The organism is Pseudomonas sp. S5F11 (assembly GCF_019641515.1).
GTDB lineage: Bacteria > Pseudomonadota > Gammaproteobacteria > Pseudomonadales > Pseudomonadaceae > Aquipseudomonas > Aquipseudomonas rhodesiae.
The window spans coordinates 3630558-3646259 of the sequence record NZ_JAIFJZ010000001.1; the positions used below are offsets into that span (position 1 = coordinate 3630558).

The window sequence follows — 15702 nt, forward strand, 5'->3', positions numbered from 1 at the left end:
GCCAGCCTTTGTTCAGCCATGTCGAGCAGGGACGCTCCTTTATTCGCGGTATTTGTCATGCACAGACGTCAGCTTCTTAACCTGCTCTTGGCCAGCCCCCTTTTCGTCCTGCCGTTCACGGTTCACGCCACGCAAATCCGCAACGCGCGCTTATGGCGTTCGGACGACAAGCTACGGCTGGTGTTCGACCTTAGTGGCCCGGTGCAGTACAAGACCTTCTCGCTGACCACGCCGGAGCGTTTGATCATCGACCTGAGCGGCGCCGGGCTCAGTGGGGATTTTTCGCAGATGGTGCTGAAAAACAGCGGCATCACTTCGATTCGTTCGGGACATTTCGGCCAGAACGACACGCGCATCGTGCTGGACCTGGCGGCGCCGATGCAGCTCAACAGCTTTGTGCTGCCGCCCCAGGATGGCCAAGGGCACCGTCTGGTGCTGGACCTGACCCGCGCGACCCAGGCGCCCCGTCAAATCGCAGCTGAATCGGCGCCGTTAGTGGCTTCGGTGGACAAAGCCCATCCCAAGCGCGACATCATCGTAGTGGTCGACCCCGGTCACGGCGGCAAAGATCCCGGCGCCATTGGCTCCAAGGGCCAGCGCGAAAAAGATGTGGTGTTGTCCATCGCCCAACTGCTGGCCAAGCGCTTGAAGCGCGAAAAGGGCTTTGATGTGAAGCTGGTACGCAACGACGACTTCTTCGTGCCGCTGCGCAAGCGCGTGGACATCGCCCGTCGACACAAAGCCGATATGTTCATCTCCGTACACGCCGACGCCGCGCCACGCCTGACCGCGTCGGGGGCTTCGGTGTATGCGTTGTCCGAAGGCGGCGCCACCTCCGCCACGGCGCGCTTTATGGCTCAGCGCGAAAACGGCGCGGACCTGCTGGGCGCCACCACGCTGCTCAATCTCAAGGACAAAGACCCGATGCTCGCCGGGGTGATTCTTGATATGTCGATGAACGCCACCATCGCTTCCAGCCTGCAATTGGGCAGTTCGGTGCTGGGCAGCTTGCAGAGCATCACGTCGTTGCATCAGAAGCGTGTGGAACAGGCGGGGTTTGCGGTGCTCAAGTCACCGGATGTGCCGTCGATTCTGGTGGAGACCGGGTTTATCTCCAATGCCCGGGACGCGCAGCGGCTGGTGACTGCACGTCACCAGCAGGCTGTGGCTGACGGATTATTCGAGGGCCTGAGAAATTATTTCCAGAAGAATCCGCCGATCAACAGCTATATGGGCTGGGTGCAAGACCAGAAAAACGCCCGTGCTTAGCAGCCGGTGAGACGGCTGCAGGTGAAGGTGGCGCCGGCGCCCCCGGAACTGGAGAAGCGGTTGATCGTGGTCCAACCGACTCTGCGTGTGTAACCGACCCACGCTTCACCGTCCGACGCCAGGCCGGTAAAGAACGTCAATTGCCCGTAACGGCTGTTGGTCTGCGCCCAGTAGCGTTTACCGATTACCTCAAAGCCACGCAAATATGTGGTGCTGCCAATCGTCGCTACGCTGTAGGCGTTGCCCAACGGGTCTACGCAGGCCAGCAGGTTGGCGCTGCGCGTGCAGTTAGCCAACAGGCTCGGTGTTTGGGGATTGGCCTGGGTCGCGAAAATCAGCAGCAGGCCATACAGCAGATAGTTCATGGGCGTTCTCGACATCAGCAGGTGCCAGCATTGCCGTCTTCATCACGTTGAGTAAGCGGGGGTTGGCTTATTTGTGTTGTTATACTATAACATTAATAACAGCCCGATTCGAACGGGCGACCTGATGAGAATGACCTGATGCCCAATCGACTCCCCGTTACCGTGCTGTCCGGCTTCCTCGGCGCCGGTAAAAGTACGCTGCTCAACTACATCCTGCGCAACCGCGACAACCTGCGGGTGGCGGTGATCGTCAACGACATGAGTGAAATCAACATCGACGGCAGCGAAGTGCAGCGCGATGTCACCCTCAACCGCGCCGAAGAAAAACTGGTGGAGATGAGCAACGGCTGCATCTGCTGCACCTTGCGTGAAGACCTGCTGGAAGAAGTCGCCAAGCTCGCCAGGGACGGGCGCTTCGATTACCTGCTGATCGAATCCACGGGTATTTCCGAGCCTCTGCCGGTGGCCGAAACCTTCACCTTCCGCGATGAAAACCAGCAAAGCCTGGCCGATATCGCACGTTTGGACACCATGGTCACCGTGGTCGACGGCATCAACTTCCTGCTCGACTACCAAGCTGCCGAAAGCCTGGCCTCGCGCGGTGAGACGTTGGGTGAAGAGGACGAGCGCTCGATCACCGACCTGCTGATCGAGCAGATCGAGTTCGCCGACGTGATTCTGATCAGCAAGATCGACCTGATCAGCCAGCACGAGCGCGAGGAGTTGATGGCGATCCTTGAGCGCCTCAACGCTCACGCCAAGATCATCCCGATGGTGATGGGCGAGGTGCCTCTGGACCAGATCCTCAACACCGGCCGCTTCGACTTCGAGCGCGCCGCCCAGGCGCCCGGCTGGTTGCAGGAATTGCGCGGCGAGCATGTGCCGGAAACCGAAGAGTACGGTATCGCGTCCACCGCTTATCGTGCGCGGCGCCCGTTCCATCCGCAGCGTTTCTACGACTTTATTGACCGCCCCTGGGTCAACGGCAAATTGCTGCGTTCCAAAGGCTTTTTCTGGCTGGCCAGCAAGCATCAGGATGCGGGCAGTTGGTCCCAGGCCGGTGGCTTGATGCGCCATGGATTCGCCGGGCGCTGGTGGCGTTTCGTGCCGAAAAACCAGTGGCCGCAGGATGAAGAAAGCGTCGCGGCAATCATGGGCAATTGGCAACTGAGCAACGGCGATTGCCGTCAGGAACTGGTGTTTATCGGGCAACACATCGACTTTGCCCAGCTACGCGCCGAGTTGGATGCGTGCTTGCTCACCGATGCAGAAATGGCCCTGGGTGTCGATGGATGGCGCTTGCTGGCCGATCCTTTTGGCCCTTGGTACGACGAGGTGGCCTGATGCTCGCTGCACTGCCGCCCTTGCGCCCGCTGATTCGCCAAACCCGCGGCGAAACCCCGTTGGCGCTGTCTGAAATCCTCGAAGATGGCGTAAATCTGGCGCTGTGGCAGCGGCAATTACCCCTGCACATTGCCGAATTCGGCGCCTTGCTGGTTTCGCTCAACGAGCCCGTAGCCGATTCGTTGGTGGCGGAACTGGGCAGTGATGAGGCGGTGCCGAATTTGCAGGGATTGGCGGCCAATTGCCGCGATCTTGAAGGCTATGAGGGATTTATTGCCGATGTGTCCTGGTTGACCAGCGCCTTTGCCTGCCTGCTCGGCGCCCGACGCATTGGCGTGCGCCTGCGCTTGCTGGATAAAGCCATGTGCCCACGGTTTCACGTCGACCACGTACCGGTGCGACTGATCACCACCTATGCCGGGGTCGGCAGCCAGTGGTTGCGGGAGGGGGTCATGGACCGGCGTCGCTTGGGACAACCCGAAGCCGAACCCACCGCACGTGTTGAGCAGATCCATTGTGGCGAAGTGGCCTTGCTCAAAGGCAGCAAGTGGCACGGTAACGAAGGCCACGGTTTGATCCATCGTTCGCCGGCGCTCAAAGAAGGCGAGCGCCGATTGATCCTGACGCTGGATTGGCTGGCATAACCGCGTAGGATCAAGCGCTCTACACGGCCTGAATGATGCCCTCCATGCTGCAGAACATTCCCACTCATGTGATAGCCGGGCCACTAGGTGCCGGCAAGACCAGCCTGATCAAGCAACTGCTGGCCCAACGCCCGGAAGATGAGCGCTGGGCAGTATTGATCAATGAGTTCGGCCAGATCGGCCTGGACGCCGCGCTGCTGACCCAGGATGACGACGGTATTGCCTTGGGCGAGGTCGCCGGTGGCTGCCTGTGTTGTGTGAACGGTGCACCGTTCCAGGTAGGTCTTAGCCGTTTGTTGCGTAAGGCCAAGCCGCATCGTTTGTTTATCGAGCCATCGGGGTTGGGCCATCCGGCGCAGTTGCTCAAGCAGTTGCGCCAAGTGCCGTGGCAGGGCGTGTTGACGGTCCAGCCTTGTGTGCTGGTCCTGGATGCCCAGGCCCTGGCCAGAGGCAACCCCTTGCCGCCGGCACAGCAGGAAACGCTGACCAATGCTGGGCTGCTGGTCTTGAACAAGGAGGAGGGGCTGGACGCGGTGCAGCGTCAGGCGATTGAGGCCCGGTTACCCGATTGCCCGCGTTACTGGACCCATCAGGCGCATCTGCCATTGGCCCTGCTGCCGGGGTTGGATCAGCACGCGGGCGAGGCTGTGGATAACGGTCATGAGGCCCCAGGCTTGGCGCATATACCAGCGATCTGGAGCGATCCGGCCGTGCCGATTTGCCTGAGCCACGCCCAGGACGGCGGCTGGAGTGTGGGTTGGCGTTGGCATCCTAGCCAGCAATTCGACACTCAACGCGTGGCGGCGTGGCTGGCAGACCTCGCGTGGCGGCGCGCCAAGCTGGTTATCCACAGCCGCGACGGTTGGGTCAGCGCCAATGCTCTGGATAACCGCTCGCTCGCGTGGCTGCCCAGCGAATGGCGCCGTGATTCTCGTCTTGAATTGATCTTCAGCACGCCAAAGGACGTGGCGGCATTGCAGGCCGGGTTGGCGGCCTGCCGTTATTGACGGTGCTTGGTGCTGTGGTCCTGGCGCCATTGGCTCAGCTCGATGATCTCGGCGCTAGGCAAAGGTGTCTTGATCTCGAACGGGTAGGGCGCCAGTTCAATCTGCGCGCTATGGGCGCCGAACTGAGTGATGGTGCCGGGGTGGCGGGTTTCGCCGGTCACGGTGAACTCGAAATTGTAGACCCGCGCCAAACGCCGCCGCCCATTGGCATCCTTTACAAAGCCGATGCGCTTGAGCGCTACCGCGCCGTCCAGCAGCTCGATGTCGAGCTTGGCGCAATGCTGCTTGACCCGCTCCAACGCGCGCTCGCGCAAGCCGTGGTTGTGCCACACCCAGGCGGCACCGGTCGCCAGCAGCATCAACACAAACATGTTTCCCAGGGTCAGCATGCGATGAACTCCAACAAAGTGAGAGCAGCTTAACTGTGTCGCCGGTCTGTCGTACAGGCTGCGTTTAGTCGCATACTGCGCGGCCAGAATCCAAACGGCTTTACGGAAATCCCCTGCATGAAACGCACCCCTCATCTGCTTGCGATCCAGTCTCATGTGGTCTTTGGCCACGCCGGAAACAGCGCCGCCGTGTTCCCCATGCAGCGGGTCGGGGTAAACGTCTGGCCGCTCAACACGGTGCAGTTCTCCAACCACACCCAGTATGGACAGTGGGCGGGAGAAGTGTTGGCGCCGCAGCAAATTCCTGCGTTGGTGGAAGGCATTGCCGCCATCGGCGAGCTGGGTAACTGCGATGCCATCCTGTCCGGTTACCTGGGCAGTGCGGACCAGGGCCGGGCGATCCTCAGCGGCGTGGCGCGCATCAAGGCAGTCAATCCCAAGGCGCTTTACTTATGCGACCCGGTAATGGGGCATCCGGAAAAAGGCTGCATCGTGCCCCAGGAAGTCAGCGATTTCCTGCTTGATGAAGCCGCGGCCATGGCCGACTTCCTGTGCCCCAACCAACTGGAACTGGACAGTTTTGCCGGGCGCAAACCGCGCTCGCTGTTCGATTGCCTGGCCATGGCCAAGGCGTTGCTAGCCCGTGGGCCCAAGGCGGTTCTGGTCAAGCATTTGGATTACCCGGGCAAGTTGCCGGACGGCTTCGAGATGCTGCTGGTAACCGCCGACGCCAGTTGGCACCTGCGCCGGCCGTTGCTGGCCTTCCCGCGCCAGCCGGTGGGGGTGGGTGACCTGACATCCGGGTTGTTCCTGGCGCGTGTGTTGTTGGGGGACAGCTTACTGGCGGCCTTTGAGTTCACCGCTGCGGCCGTCCACGAAGTACTGCTGGAGACCCAGGCTTGCGCCAGTTATGAATTGGAGCTGGTGCGCGCCCAGGACCGTATCGCCCATCCTCGCGTTCGCTTCGAAGCGACACCCATCACTCTGTAAGCACACCTGACCCAATGTGGGAGCAAGCCCGCTCCCACATTGTTGTTGGGTTTACAGCCTCAACCTTACGGCGCGTCGGCCTTGATTTCCTGATAGCGCTTTTCCAGCTCCTGGCGAATCTGCCGACGTTGTTGAGCCTGCACAAAGCGCCGCTTGCTTTCACTGTTATGCGGTTGCAACGGCGGTACGGCCGCCGGTTTGCGTTGGTCGTCCACCGCTACCATGGTAAAGAAGCAGCTGTTGGTATGCCGCACCGAGCGCTCGCGAATGTTCTCGGTGACCACTTTGATGCCCACTTCCATGGAGGTATTGCCGGTGTAGTTGACCGAAGCGAGAAAGGTCACCAGCTCGCCGACATGGATCGGCTCGCGGAAAATCACCTGATCCACCGATAACGTCACCACATAGCGCCCGGCGTAACGGCTGGCGCAGGCGTAGGCCACTTCGTCGAGGTACTTGAGCAAGGTGCCGCCATGGACATTGCCTGAGAAGTTGGCCATATCAGGGGTCATCAAGACCGTCATCGACAGCTGGGCGTTTCCGGGTTCCATAGCTCACTCACGGGTTATAGGCATTGGTGGGGAAAGCACCTCTGCGGGTGCTGGACTCTTTACTGCGCTAGCCCTAACGGGACGCCGGCGGGCGGCTTGCCGTCACGCGTAGGCCGATCTGTTTCCATATATTGCACCGGCTTTTCGCCGGAAGTCGCGGTGTTAACCTTCAAAAGCCCGTCTCAGGGCATTTCTTACGATTTAGGTAGACTTTTCCTTCAGCCTTTTAAGACCAGTTAACGCTGCGAGCTGAAGTGGGAAAAGCGCCGGTACCCTCAAGGAGCCCCTCGCCATGCACGCCATCAGCTTTATCCAGGACTTGGCTGTGATCATGTTGGTGGCAGGGGTGGTTACCATCCTGTTTCATCGGCTTAAGCAGCCCGTGGTGCTGGGGTATATCGTCGCCGGCTTTATCATCGGCCCCCACACGCCGCCCTTCGGGCTGATCCACGACGAAGACACCATCAAGACACTGGCCGAGCTGGGGGTGATCTTCCTGATGTTCTGCCTGGGCCTGGAGTTCAGCCTACGCAAGTTGTTCAAGGTGGGTGCCACTGCGTTTATCGCGGCGTTCCTGGAAATCATCCTGATGATCTGGATCGGCTACGAAATCGGCCGCTGGTTCGACTGGAGCACCATGGACTCGCTGTTCCTCGGCGCGATCCTGGCCATCTCTTCCACCACCATCATCGTCAAAGCCCTCAATGACCTGAAGATGAAAGACCAGCGCTTCGCCCAACTGATTTTCGGCGTGCTGATCGTGGAAGACATCCTCGGGATCGGCATCATCGCGCTGTTGTCGAGCATCGCCGTCAGCGGCACGGTCAGCTCCGGCGAGGTGTTTTCCACGGTCGGCAAGCTCTCGCTGTTCATGGTCGTCGCGCTGGTGATCGGTATTTTGCTGGTGCCGCGCCTGCTGGCCTATGTGGCCAAGTTCGAAAGCAACGAGATGTTGCTGATTACCGTGTTGGGCCTGTGCTTCGGGTTCTGCCTGCTGGTGGTGAAGCTGGAATACAGCATGGTGCTGGGCGCGTTCCTGATTGGCGCGATCATGGCCGAGTCGCGGCAGTTGCTTAAGATTGAGCGCCTGATCGAGCCGGTTCGCGACATGTTCAGTGCGATTTTCTTTGTCGCCATCGGCCTGATGATCGACCCAGAGATCCTGCTTCAGTACGCCTGGCCTATCGCCGTGATCACCGTGGCGGTGGTGCTGGGCAAGATGCTCTCCTGTGGCCTGGGGGCGTTTATCGCGGGTAACGATGGGCGTACGTCATTGCGGGTCGGCATGGGCCTGTCACAGATAGGCGAGTTTTCCTTCATCATCGCGGCGTTGGGGATGACGTTGCAGGTGACCAGCGACTTTCTGTATCCGGTGGCGGTGGCGGTCTCGGCCATTACCACTTTGCTCACCCCCTATCTGATTCGTGGGGCCGACCCATTGTCATTGAAGATGGCGGCGGTGATGCCTCGGCGCATGAGCCGGGTGTTCGGCATGTACGGTGAGTGGCTGCGCAGCATTCAACCTCAGGGAGAGGGCGCGATGCTGGCGGCGATGATCCGCAAAATCGTCCTGCAAGTAGGGGTGAATCTGGCGCTGGTGGTGGCGATCTTCTTTGCCGGCAGCTATTTCGCCGCACATATCGGCGGGTATCTGGAGGGTTGGATCAGCGATCCCAGCTGGCAAAAGGCATTGATCTGGGGCGGGGCGCTGCTGTTGTCGCTGCCGTTTTTGATCGCGGCGTACCGCAAGCTCAAAGCCCTGTCGATGTTGCTGGCGGAGATGAGCGTCAAGCCGGAAATGGCCGGACGGCATACCCAGCGTGTGCGGCGGGTGATTGCCGAGCTGATTCCGATTCTGTCGCTGTTGGTGATCTTTCTGCTTTTGGCCGCGTTGTCGGCCAGTATCCTGCCGACCAACAAGTTGCTGGTGCTGATCGCGGTGGTTGCGGCGGCGGTGGCGGCGGTGCTCTGGCGCTGGTTCATCCGCGTGCATACGCGGATGCAGGTCGCGTTGTTGGAAACGCTGGACAACCATAACGATACGCCGGAGCACTAAAGCGCCGAGTACGGGACTCAGCTTTCCAGCCAGACGTCCCGCGCCCAGTGCCAGACCGATTCCCAGGTTTCTTCCTGGACAAGTTCCTCTTCGGCTGACCACAGCACCACAGTGCCGTCTTCCTCAACGCAGTAGTAGTCGTCGCCGTCCTGGCAGATCGGGATCAGGCTACGCTCCACACCGGCATCCCAGGCATTGGCGGCCACGTCCGGCAGGTAGGTATGAGATTGAGGGTCGGTGACGGTCACCGGCTCCAGGCTGCCGTAGACCACGTCGCTGACGGTCAGCAGAAATTCGCGGAAGACAAAGGGGATATCGATGAACAGCTGTTCTTCGATTTCCACCAGCAGGTCTTCGTCAGGCAGTTCCAGCGGAACCGGAACCGGTTCGTTGGCTTCACGCAGTTGTTCGATGATTTCTTCCACGGCCGGGATCCTCTTGCTGATGGCGCGGGTTGATAGGGGCGTTTTATACAGTAGCTCGCTATAAGTGCAACCGTGAAATAGAAAACCCCGGACAGGTCCGGGGTTTCTTTGTTGCGGGCTCAAGCGAGCGGGGATCAGCCGTTCTGGCGGATACCGGCGACCAGCCAAGGCTGGTTATCGCCCTGGGCGCGTTCCATGTTCCAGCTTTCGCTGAACGCTTCGCCCTGGTCGAAACGCGAGGTTTTCGACACACCGCTGAAAGTCAGGGTGGCGATGGTCTTGTCGGCGCGATCATCCACACCGTCAAGCTGGACGCGCAGGTCGTCGATATAGGTCGACTGGAAACCGTCGCCCAGATCGGCGCGTTCGCGCTTGAGGAACTCCAGCAGTTGCGGGGTCACGAACTCGGCGATCTTGTCCATTTCGTTGGCGTCCCAATGCTGCTGCAGGGACTGGAAGTGGCTGCGGGCCGCTTCGATAAAACGCTCTTCGTTGAACCAGGCCGGTGCATTGATCACCGGACGGGCGGCAGGCGCTGCCGAACCACCGAAGATCGAGCCCATGGCCGGCTTCTGCTCGAACACTTCACGCTGCATCGGCGCGCCGGCCGGAGCCAGGTGCTCCTGCTGCTTGCGGCGACGGGCGGCGATAAAGCGGAAGATCACGAAGGCAATGACCGCCAGGATCAGGATGTCGAAGATCTGCATGCCCTGGAAGCCGCCACCCATGAACATGGACGCCAGCAGGCCACCGGCTGCGATACCGGCCAGAGGGCCCAACCAGCGCGAAGCGCCGCCGGCCTTGGCCGCAGCGCCTGCTGCACCGGCCGCGCCTGCGGTGGCTGCTGCACCGCCCGCACCGGCGGATGGGGCCATTTGGCTGGTCTGGTGAGTGGGGGCTGCGCCCGAACTTTTGCCGCCACCGAAGCGTTTGGCGTTGGCGTCGAGGCTCATCGTCAGGCCGATGCACAACGCCATGGCGATGCTAAGAAAACGTTTCATAAAGGGAATTCCCATTTGAGGATTGCACGCGCGCCATGTTGCACAGGTGTAATGACAGTGGCTAGCGACATAATGTTTCGGGCTTTTGCGTAGGACTGAATCCGAAAGATCTGTAGGACTAATTACAGATATGGGCCCGCGCTCGTTAAAAACAAGGATAACGAGCGGCAAGCCCGCAGTTCAGATCGCTTCGAGCTTGGCGTAACCCATCATCAGCCACTTGCTGCCTTCGGCGAAGTTCACCTGCACGCGGGCCTGGGCACCGGCGCCTTCGAAGTTGAGGATCACGCCTTCGCCGAAGATCGCATGCTTGACCTGCTGGCCAAGGCTGAACGGCGTTTCCGGAATCTCAGAACCGGCGAACATGTTGCTGGAGTTCTGCTGCTGGCCACCGCCGAATGGGCGACTGACGCTGTTGGACAAGCGCACTTCCTGGATCAGACCCTTTGGCACTTCGCGTACGAAGCGCGACACCTTGTTGTAGGTTTCGCTGCCGTAAAGCCGTCGGGTCTCGGCGTAGGTCATCACCAGGTTCTGCATGGCCCGGGTAATGCCCACATAGGCCAGGCGGCGTTCTTCCTCAAGGCGGCCGGGTTCTTCCAGGCTCATCTTGTGTGGGAACAGGCCTTCTTCCATGCCCACCAGGAACACGTACGGGAATTCCAGGCCCTTGGCGCTGTGCAGCGTCATCAGCTGAATGCTGTCTTCGTGCTCGTCGGCCTGGGTATCGCCGGCTTCCAGGGACGCATGGCCGAGGAATGCGGCGAGCGGGGTCAGTTCTTCGTCTTCCTCAGTGTTCTCGAATGCACGAGCCGCGCTGACCAGTTCCTCAAGGTTTTCCACCCGGGCCTGGCCTTTCTCGCCTTTTTCCGCTTCGTGATAGGCGATCAATCCGGACTGCTCGATGACGGTCTGGGTCATCAAGTGCAGGGGCATTTCCGCGCACTTGGCCGCGAGGTTCTCGATCAGTTCGACAAACACGCCCAGCGCCCCGGCTGCGCGACCGGTCAAACCCTTGTTGGCGATCAACAGGCGCATGGCCTCCCACATCGACACATCTGCGTGGCGGGCATGCTCGCGGATCGCTTCAACGGTTTTCTCACCAATGCCACGGGCCGGGATATTGATCACCCGCTCCAACGCCGCGTCGTTACCACGGCCTTCCAGCAAGCGCAGGTAGGCCATGGCGTTCTTGATTTCCGCACGTTCGAAGAAGCGCTGGCCGCCATAAATGCGGTAGGGGATGCGCTCGCGCAACAAGGCTTCTTCCAGCACCCGCGATTGGGCGTTGGAGCGGTACAGAATGGCGATATCGCTGCGGGCGATGCCGGTTTTCAGGGCGCTTTCGATGGTTTCGACCACATAGCGCGCTTCATCATGTTCGTTGAATGCGGCGTACAGGTTGATCGCTTCGCCTTCGCCGCCGTCGGTCCACAATTCCTTGCCCAGACGCCCGGTGTTGTTGGCGATCAAGGCGTTGGCAGCCTTGAGAATGCCGGCAGTGGAGCGGTAGTTCTGCTCCAGGCGGATAGTGACCGCGTCCGGGAAATCCTCGGAATACTGATAGATGTTCTCGATTTTCGCGCCGCGCCAGCCGTAGATCGACTGATCGTCGTCGCCCACCACCATCAGGCTGTCGCCGCCCTTGGCCAGCAGGCGCAACCACGCGTACTGCACGGCGTTAGTGTCCTGGAACTCGTCCACCAGAATGTGCCGGAAGCGCTTCTGGTAATGGGCCAGCAAGCCCGGGTTGTCGCGCCACAGGTCAAGGGCGCGCAGCAGCAATTCGGAGAAGTCGATCACGCCGGCGCGTACGCAAGCAGCCTCGTAGGCTTCATAAATGCTGCGCATGGTGGCCAGGAACAGGTCGCCACTGGCCTGAATATGTTGCGGGCGCAGCCCTTCGTCTTTCTGGCCGTTGATAAACCACTGGGCCTGACGCGCGGGCCAGCGTTGTTCATCGAGGCCCAACTCGCGAATCACGCGCTTGACCAGGCGTTGCTGGTCGTCGCTGTCCAGAATCTGGAAGGTCTGGCTCAGGCCTGCTTCCTGCCAGTGGGCACGCAACAGGCGATGCGCCAGGCCGTGGAAGGTGCCGACCCACATACCGGCCGGGCTGATGCCCATCAGCTGCTCGATGCGATGGCGCATCTCGGCGGCGGCCTTGTTGGTGAACGTCACCGACAGGATGGAGTGCGGCGATGCGTTCTCGACCTGGATCAACCAGGCGATACGGTGCACCAGCACTCGGGTTTTACCGGAGCCAGCACCGGCCAGGACCAACTGACGGCCAACGGGGGCCGCTACGGCCTGGCGTTGGGCATCGTTGAGGGAATTAAGCAAAAGAGAGAGATCATCGCGCATCGGCGCATTCTATGGCCCTCGGGGGAGTGGGGCAAATGCCAATGCCGGGCGGTCGAGACAAAACCTTCGGCATGCTCCTTGCGCCGGCGCGGCGGATGACCGGTTGGTCAGGTGACGCAGCCCGCGCGGTGTCTCGCTCAAGCCGTCTGGCCCAAAGGTTTGCGCGGCGCAGCCGTGAGGTTTTTATGACGTGGAGCAGTTTGGCCGGAGCGCTTGCTTGTGTATGCTCCGTCGACGTTTCGGGCTCACCATTATAAGAACACTGCCTATGACCCTCAGCACTGACCTGCCCAGCTCCTCGGCCGCGCCCGCGCCCGCGCAGGTTATTCACAAACTGTACGCCACCGAAATGGCCGTCGAGCGCACACGCCTGTTGTATCAGGGGTCGCTGCTGCCGACCTTGTTGATGCTGGTCAACGGAGTGGTGTGTGCCTGGTTGTTGTGGAACCCCGCCCAATACCTGCTCGACAGCATCTGGCTGGTGTGGCTGCTGGCGTTGGTGGCGCTGCGCGTGATCCAGGTGGCGGCTTTCGATTCGGCCATGCCCAGCCGTCAGGCCAGGCCGATTTGGCGACGCATGTTCATGCTCGGTTCGGCAGTCAGCGGTCTAACCTTGGCCACGGCCGCCATCGCCCTGGCGCCGGTCAACAGTTTCATGCAGCAGGCGTGGGTGTTCGGCCTGATCGGCGCGGCCACGTTGTCGGCCAGCGTGGCGTATGCCGTAAGTTTTCCTGCGTTTCTGTCATTTGCTTTGCCCTGCCTGGTGCCTTCCATTGTCTATCTGTTCTGGAACGGCGAGCCGCAGCAACAAGGTTGGGGCGTACTCGGCCTGATTCTGCTGGCGTCCTTGAGCCTGGTGGCATGGCAGGTCAATCGCCTGATTCAGCGTGGCCTATTGCGCCGCTTTCAAAACCAGGCATTGATCGAGCATCTGCAGCAGGCGCAGCAGCGCAGTGAGCAGTTGAATCAGGACTTGGTGCGTGAAGTCGAGCAACGGCGCCAAGTCGAGCAGGAATTGCGCGACGTACAAGTCGGCTTGCAGGATCGCGTGGCGCAACGCAGCCAGGAACTGGACCTCGCCAGCCAGGCCCTGAATAAAAGCGAAGCACGCCTGGTCATGGCGTTGCAGGCCAGTGAGTTGGGGCTGTGGGACTGGAACCTGCAAACCGACGAAGTGCATCACACCCAGATCAAAGAGCTGTTCGGCCTGGAGCCTGAATGCATCACGGCCATGCTCAGTCACCTCAAGCCGCGCCTGCACCCCGACGACCTGCCGTTGCTCAAGCGCGCACTGGTAGAGCACCTCAAAGGCCGTAGCGAGGACTACCAGGTGGAATACCGTGTGCGGCACGCCGACGGTCGCTGGGTCTGGATCGAAGACCGCGGCCGTGCGGTTGAACGTAGCCTGAGCGGGCGCGTGATCCGCATGCTCGGCACCCGCCGGGATATCAGCGCTGGCAAAGCCCTGGAAGAGCAACAGCGCCTGGCATCGACGGTGTTCGAGGCGGCCAGCGAAGGCATCGTGATCCTCGACCCGAACTACGTACTGATTGCCGTCAATCAGGCGTTCAGCCGTGTCACCGGCTTTGAGCGCGATGACATGCTGGGTCGCAACGTGGTGGAGTTGCCCAGCAGCCGCGATGCGCGGCGTCACTTCCCGATGATCCGTCAGGCATTGCTCATGCACGGCACCTGGCAGGGCGAATTGGTGGAAACGCGCAAAAACGGCGAACTCTACCCGCAGTGGCTGCAACTTAATGTAGTGCGCGATGTTCGGGGAAACGTCAGTCATATCGTGGGGTTCTTCGCCGATTTGTCGGCGCGCCGCGAGTCCGAAGAACGCATGCGTCACCTTACTCACTACGACGAACTGACCGGCCTGGCTAACCGCTCGCTGTTCCGCGAACGGCTGCGTGAAGCCCATCAAAGAGTGCGTAAGGGAGGGCGCAGCCTGGCGCTGCTGCACATCAATCTGGATCGCTTCAAGCTGCTCAATGACAGCCTGGGGCACGAAGTGGCCGACCAGCTGTTGCAGAAAATGGCGCGGCGCCTGATCAACGCCTTGCCCGAGGCCGACACTATTGCGCGCTTGTCCGGCGATGAATTTGCCGTGTTGTTCGATGCCTACGGCAGCCTGTCGAGCCTGGCGCGGGTGGCCACGCGGCTGCTGGCCAAGCTGCGGGTGCCGGTCACGGTGGAGGGGCATGAATTGGTGGTCAGTGCGTCGATGGGTGTCAGCCTTTTGCCGGATAACGCACGGGAAATTTCCGCGCTGGTCAGCCAAGCCAACATGGCCATGCAGCACGCCAAGCATCTGGGCGGCAACAACTTCCAGTTCTACACCGACAGCCTGCAAGCCAGCACCCTGGAGCGCTTGCAGCTGGAAAACCACCTGCGCAAAGCCATCGAAGAGCGCCAGCTCAGCGTGTTCTACCAGCCCAAGTTGTGCCTGGCCACCGGCAAGCTCAACGCCGCCGAGGCGCTGATCCGCTGGGAGCATCCGCAGTGGGGCATGGTGCCGCCGGCCGAGTTTATCGGCCTGGCCGAGGAGACCGGCCTGATCGTGCCGCTGGGGGAGTTCGTGTTGCGTGAAGCCTGCTGGCAGGCGTGCGAATGGCAGCGTCAGGGGTTGGCGCCGATTCGGGTGTCGGTGAATTTGTCGGTGCACCAACTGCGTCAGGGCAAACTGGTCAGCCTGGTGCGCCAGGTGTTGGAGGAAACCGGTCTGGACCCGCAGTACCTGGAGCTGGAACTCACCGAAAGTCAGTTGCTCGACAGCGTCGAACACATCATTGCGACCTTCCGGCAATTACGCGATCTAGGCGTGAAACTGGCGATTGATGACTTTGGCACGGGGTATTCGTCCCTCAGTTACCTCAAGCGCATTCCGGTGGATTACGTAAAGATCGATCAAACGTTTATTCGCGGCCTGGGCCAAGGTCGCGAAGACGCGGCGATTACCCGGGCGATTATCGCCATGGCCCACGGCTTGGCGCTCAAAGTGGTGGCCGAAGGGGTAGAAGATCACCAGCAGTTGGATTTCCTGCGCGCAGAGCAGTGCGACGAGGTGCAGGGCTATCTGATCAGTCGGCCGATGCAGGCCGATGGCATGGCGGATTTGTTACGAAAAAATGCGGATTTTTCTTAGGGACACCGAGGGCGCCATTGTGGCTACAAAGCGTCTGCCCTTTGAATCAGAGGGCAGCAGGGCGATTTAGTGACGTGTTGGACGGGCAAAAGCGCAATTCTTGTAGTATAACTACAAGCTTGCTACATCCCCTGGCCCTGCCAATAACA

At 60.7% G+C, this 15702-nt stretch carries 13 protein-coding genes; 7 read left to right on the forward strand and 6 right to left on the reverse strand.

The features are described from left to right. The first annotated feature begins 57 nt into the window (after window positions 1-57). Window positions 58-1269: an N-acetylmuramoyl-L-alanine amidase gene (locus K1567_RS16315; RefSeq protein ID WP_220698647.1), complete on the forward strand. Its 1212-nt coding sequence runs from the start codon at window positions 58-60 to the stop codon at window positions 1267-1269. Here K1567_RS16315 and K1567_RS16320 read toward each other — a convergent pair. Continuing rightward, window positions 1266-1634 carry a glutamine synthetase gene (locus K1567_RS16320; protein ID WP_099312945.1) on the reverse strand — a complete coding sequence of 123 codons (369 nt, stop codon included), beginning with the start codon at window positions 1632-1634 and terminating at the stop codon, window positions 1266-1268. The two genes, K1567_RS16315 and K1567_RS16320, sit on opposite strands and share 4 nt — an antisense overlap. Window positions 1635-1772: 138 nt before the next feature. Between K1567_RS16320 and zigA the strand changes: the two genes are divergently transcribed. Genes zigA through K1567_RS16335 form a run of 3 tightly spaced genes read left to right on the forward strand, consistent with a single transcriptional unit; the run spans window position 1773 to window position 4629 of the window. Then, on the forward strand, window positions 1773-2978 hold the full coding sequence (gene zigA, locus K1567_RS16325; protein ID WP_034101558.1) for a zinc metallochaperone GTPase ZigA: 1206 nt from the start codon (window positions 1773-1775) through the stop codon (window positions 2976-2978). Then, entirely contained in the window at window positions 2978-3622 is a 645-nt protein-coding gene (locus K1567_RS16330; RefSeq protein ID WP_220698648.1) for a DUF1826 domain-containing protein, read from the forward strand. Before zigA ends, K1567_RS16330 begins: the two co-directional genes overlap by 1 nt. 44 nt (window positions 3623-3666) lie before the next feature. Further along, the gene (locus K1567_RS16335) at window positions 3667-4629 is read left to right on the forward strand and encodes a GTP-binding protein (protein ID WP_220698649.1); all 963 of its coding nucleotides are present in this window, start codon (window positions 3667-3669) and stop codon (window positions 4627-4629) included. Here the strand turns inward: K1567_RS16335 and K1567_RS16340 are convergent. After that, window positions 4623-5018, reverse strand: coding sequence for a DUF3301 domain-containing protein (locus K1567_RS16340; RefSeq protein ID WP_034101555.1), 396 nt, complete (start codon window positions 5016-5018; stop codon window positions 4623-4625). The genes K1567_RS16335 and K1567_RS16340 overlap by 7 nt on opposite strands. A 117-nt stretch (window positions 5019-5135) precedes the next feature. Between K1567_RS16340 and pdxY the strand changes: the two genes are divergently transcribed. Continuing rightward, window positions 5136-6008, forward strand: coding sequence for a pyridoxal kinase PdxY (gene pdxY, locus K1567_RS16345; protein WP_034101554.1), 873 nt, complete (start codon window positions 5136-5138; stop codon window positions 6006-6008). Window positions 6009-6073: 65 nt separating this feature from the next. Here pdxY and K1567_RS16350 read toward each other — a convergent pair whose 3' ends face one another. Then, window positions 6074-6559: an acyl-CoA thioesterase gene (locus K1567_RS16350; protein WP_034101553.1), complete on the reverse strand. Its 486-nt coding sequence runs from the start codon at window positions 6557-6559 to the stop codon at window positions 6074-6076. A 292-nt stretch (window positions 6560-6851) separates the two neighbouring features. On the opposite strand from K1567_RS16350, the gene K1567_RS16355 reads away from it, so the two are divergent. Further along, entirely contained in the window at window positions 6852-8615 is a 1764-nt protein-coding gene (locus K1567_RS16355; RefSeq protein WP_169867647.1) for a cation:proton antiporter, read from the forward strand. A 17-nt stretch (window positions 8616-8632) separates the two neighbouring features. On the opposite strand, the gene K1567_RS16360 is transcribed toward K1567_RS16355, so the two are convergent. The 3 genes from K1567_RS16360 to uvrD all read right to left on the reverse strand — a co-directional run bounded on the left by K1567_RS16360 (window position 8633) and on the right by uvrD (window position 12405). Then, a complete protein-coding gene (locus tag K1567_RS16360) occupies window positions 8633-9040 on the reverse strand; it encodes an SMI1/KNR4 family protein (RefSeq protein ID WP_034101551.1) in 408 nt (135 codons plus the stop codon). Window positions 9041-9174: 134 nt separating this feature from the next. Next, on the reverse strand, window positions 9175-10041 hold the full coding sequence (locus K1567_RS16365; RefSeq protein WP_034101550.1) for a Tim44 domain-containing protein: 867 nt from the start codon (window positions 10039-10041) through the stop codon (window positions 9175-9177). A gap of 180 nt (window positions 10042-10221) precedes the next feature. After that, a complete protein-coding gene (gene uvrD / locus K1567_RS16370) occupies window positions 10222-12405 on the reverse strand; it encodes a DNA helicase II (RefSeq protein ID WP_034101549.1) in 2184 nt (727 codons plus the stop codon). A 268-nt stretch (window positions 12406-12673) separates the two neighbouring features. Between uvrD and K1567_RS16375 the strand changes: the two genes are divergently transcribed. Next, a complete protein-coding gene (locus K1567_RS16375; RefSeq protein ID WP_169867645.1) occupies window positions 12674-15553 on the forward strand; it encodes a GGDEF domain-containing phosphodiesterase in 2880 nt (959 codons plus the stop codon). Window positions 15554-15702: the final 149 nt, after the last annotated feature.